This is a genomic window from Tardiphaga sp. (assembly GCF_025356345.1).
Taxonomy (GTDB): domain Bacteria; phylum Pseudomonadota; class Alphaproteobacteria; order Rhizobiales; family Xanthobacteraceae; genus Tardiphaga.
Map to the genome: position 1 here is coordinate 1 of NZ_JANXTC010000423.1, position 2,891 is coordinate 2,891.

5 protein-coding genes are annotated in these 2,891 nt (G+C 63.0%); 1 reads left to right on the forward strand and 4 read right to left on the reverse strand.

The genetic code is table 11. The features are described from left to right. Window positions 1-31: 31 nt before the first annotated feature. The gene (locus tag Q0S16_RS25980; protein ID WP_295855338.1) at window positions 32-229 is read right to left on the reverse strand and encodes a hypothetical protein; all 198 of its coding nucleotides are present in this window, start codon (window positions 227-229) and stop codon (window positions 32-34) included. Between the two features lie 288 nt (window positions 230-517). Between Q0S16_RS25980 and Q0S16_RS25985 the strand changes: the two genes are divergently transcribed. Continuing rightward, window positions 518-682 (forward strand): hypothetical protein, encoded by a 165-nt coding sequence (locus tag Q0S16_RS25985; RefSeq protein ID WP_295855341.1) that lies wholly within the window; start codon window positions 518-520, stop codon window positions 680-682. Window positions 683-937: 255 nt separating this feature from the next. On the opposite strand, the gene Q0S16_RS25990 is transcribed toward Q0S16_RS25985, so the two are convergent. From Q0S16_RS25990 to Q0S16_RS26000, 3 genes are read right to left on the reverse strand one after another with little or no spacing between them, the layout of a single operon-like run. Further along, window positions 938-1,486 carry a DUF2019 domain-containing protein gene (locus Q0S16_RS25990; protein WP_295855344.1) on the reverse strand — a complete coding sequence of 183 codons (549 nt, stop codon included), beginning with the start codon at window positions 1,484-1,486 and terminating at the stop codon, window positions 938-940. Then, the gene (locus tag Q0S16_RS25995; RefSeq protein WP_295855349.1) at window positions 1,483-1,854 is read right to left on the reverse strand and encodes a DUF2019 domain-containing protein; all 372 of its coding nucleotides are present in this window, start codon (window positions 1,852-1,854) and stop codon (window positions 1,483-1,485) included. Before Q0S16_RS25995 ends, Q0S16_RS25990 begins: the two co-directional genes overlap by 4 nt. Continuing rightward, a complete protein-coding gene (locus tag Q0S16_RS26000; protein ID WP_295855352.1) occupies window positions 1,851-2,777 on the reverse strand; it encodes a hypothetical protein in 927 nt (308 codons plus the stop codon). Before Q0S16_RS26000 ends, Q0S16_RS25995 begins: the two co-directional genes overlap by 4 nt. Between the last annotated feature and the right edge of the window lie 114 nt (window positions 2,778-2,891).

The window sequence follows — 2,891 nt, forward strand, 5'->3', positions numbered from 1 at the left end:
GTTCTGATCGGCCACCCCGCGCCGCGCCGGGTTATTTCAGGAACGACACCTTGACGAGGTCGATCGCCGCCTGCACCGCTGCGGCCTGCGCCACGCCCGGCAATTCGACCTCCGGCCGCACCACTTCGGACAGTAACGGACAGAATTCCGTCTGCCCGTTCCACGGCGTCCCGACCAGATCGGGACAGGCCGGATTGATCAGCTCCCAGTGGCCGTCGGACGATTTCACGATGGTGGAACATTTCGGACAACAGGTTTGCATCGCCGGTTCTTACCGGGTCCGCGCCGGCTTTTCCAGTGCCGGGTTGAACCGCGTCGCCTTGGCGACAGAACCGCCGGCACGGCGCTTCGGATCGCGGCAAGGCCAGCGGTCCGACCCGGCGGCGGAAGCAGCCGAGCGAGCACTGCGCAGCCTGCCCCGCGCGGCCGCCTGAGGCTTCCGACGGCCGCTGGTTTCCGTCGCTGGCGTGTATTATCAACCAACGCACGACGACGAACCGGCAAGGACTGGAACCGAATGAAAACCCTCGATCGCCGATGGCTGTGGCTGCTGGCCGTCGTGCTGATCGGCGCGATCGCCGCCGGCACCTGGGTCTACAACAGCAAATGCCGCGGCATCGACGCCTGCGCCGCCGCCGAGGCGGAAAGCCACGAGCGCGACCGGCCGAGCGAGCCGCGATAGGCCGCGCGCAGGCGCCGTAGCGGTCGGGTGGGCAAAGGCGCTGTTGCGCCGTGCCCACCATTGCCGACACGTGTCAGGCCCGTGGGCACAGATCGCCGCGCTTCGCGCGGTCGATGCTTTGCCCACCCTACGATCCACTGTCGCGCACATCGGTCACCACGCGTCGTCCCCGCGCAGGCGGGGCTGACATGCCGAGAGGCCAATGGTCACGCCAGACGCGGTGTCCGCGGGCGACGGCAGCGCCTTTTGGCGCGCTCATTCCGGCACGAAACGCCCCTCATCGAGATCGTCCAGTGTAAATCCCGCATCGGCGGCCTGCGGAAACTCGTCGCGATCGATGATCATCCGCGGCGCGGCCCGCGCCCGGTCAGGCAACACCACCAATGTCGCCATCGCGGCGTCGAGCCGGACCTGCGGATTGGGATGGTCGTAAAGTTCGGCAAGCGCCCGGCGCTGATCGCCTGCCCGCGACCGCAGTTCCTGCTGCACGGCGTTGAGCTTCCAGTACAGCCGCTTGTACCTGGCGTCCTGATCCGATTCGAGAGCCTCGTTTTTTGCCAGCGCCAGAATGCGAAACTGCTCGACGAGCTCTGGGACGGAGCGGCTTGAGAGATCTGTGACCGTCATGGTTTCAAGACCTCGATCATGATCAGCGCCTTCCGTCCAATGCGGGCGTGTTCTTCGGACGGCTTCTGGCGCCCGCTGGTCTCCGTCGCTGGCCTGTATTGTCAAATGACTCACGACAGCGAACCGCCAAAGCGGAAGCATCCGCGCCACAGCAGCCGACTGCGTGGAAGCGATCATCGCGGCATAAATCCACCCTCACGAAGATTGTCCAGCGTAAGGCGCGCATTGGCCGCCTGCGGAAACTCGGCGCGGTCGATGATCATCCGCAGCGCGGCTCGCGCCCGATCGGGCACCACCCCCAGCGTCGCTATCGCCGCGTCGAACCGGACCTGCGGATTGGCATGATCATATAGTTCGACGAGCGCGCGGCGTTGATCGCCTGGCCGCGACCGCAGCTGCTGCTGCACGGCGTCCAGCTTGCCATAAAGCCGGTTGAACTTTGCCGTCTGGCCATTGTCGCTGGCCTCGCCTTTCGCCAGCGCCAGACGACGAAACTGCTCGACGAGCTCTGGTACAGAGCGGCTAGACAGGTCTGCGGTGGTCATGGCTTCAAGACCTCAAAAAGAATGAGCGCTTTCCGTCCAACGCGAGCATGCTCTTCGGGCGGCTTGCCGGCAAGATATTGGCGCGGTGTCAGTCCCCCAAATTCCGGATTTCGCTCTCTATACCACCGAGTAATTTGATAATGCTTCAAGATTGGAATTCTGACCCGGTTTCCGGGGGCGTCGATTTCCGCCTGAGTCATTTGACGGCGTTTCGAGACGCTCTGCTCCATCCTGTGATGATGGAGTTCTGTTCCGGCCCTGGGCACATCAACCGCAGATAAAAGCTCTTCCATCGTTCGAGGCGGATCAAGATAGGTTATGATATTACGAATTCTTTTGGCAACCCAATCAACCGCTATCAAAACGCCCACGAACGCGGCGGCTGCTGCGATTTTACGCAGCGATATCGCGCGGCCCAGCCAAGTGGCTGCCGCACGAAGCACTCCGGACGGAGATCTTCGAGGCCTTCTTTTTGGAAGCTGTGGCGGATCTTCAAGCGGAGGTCCTTGATTATGTCCAATTCCCGCAGCGTTGCTTGCGGCGAGCAACAGGTTTTCGAGAAAATCGCCTAGCTGAACGCTTTGGCCGGCGGCCTCAGAACTGCTTTCACTCTCGCTTTCGCCGTCGCCTTCTCCATCCCCTTCGGGAGCCTGACGTGATGTGTAGATATAGACGCGAGGCCGATTCGAGCCGGCCGCCGCAGCGCCATTCATCCTGCCAAAGGTAAAACGCCCGGCACCATCCTCGTTCTTCGGCAGCCGCGGCTGCCCATCATACTTGCGCTGCAGCGCCGGGTAGATGGTCGCCGGATCGGTGCCGGGGATGAGAAAGCGGGCCGCATCGGGGCGCAGATAGCGCGCAGCGTCGGGCCGCATGAAGCGCTGCTGCTGATGACGCAGCCAGGCGTCGTTATGGTGAGCCATGCGATAAGTCCCCGCTGATGGGATAGCGATGGGTCCTGAAACGCGAACGGCGCGCCGAAGCGCACCGTTGATCCGTTGATGAAGCAATCGTCAATAGCTAGTATCTCCTCGCAT

What these genes read in the sequence shown, in the direction of transcription:
- Q0S16_RS25985 (WP_295855341.1), top strand. Translation starts at nt 518, where the DNA reads ATGAAAACCCTCGATCGCCGATGGCTGTGGCTGCTGGCCGTCGTGCTG.
- Q0S16_RS25990 (WP_295855344.1), bottom strand. Translation starts at nt 1,486, where the DNA reads ATGATCGCTTCCACGCAGTCGGCTGCTGTGGCGCGGATGCTTCCGCTT.
- Q0S16_RS25995 (WP_295855349.1), bottom strand. Translation starts at nt 1,854, where the DNA reads ATGACCACCGCAGACCTGTCTAGCCGCTCTGTACCAGAGCTCGTCGAG.
- Q0S16_RS26000 (WP_295855352.1), bottom strand. Translation starts at nt 2,777, where the DNA reads ATGGCTCACCATAACGACGCCTGGCTGCGTCATCAGCAGCAGCGCTTC.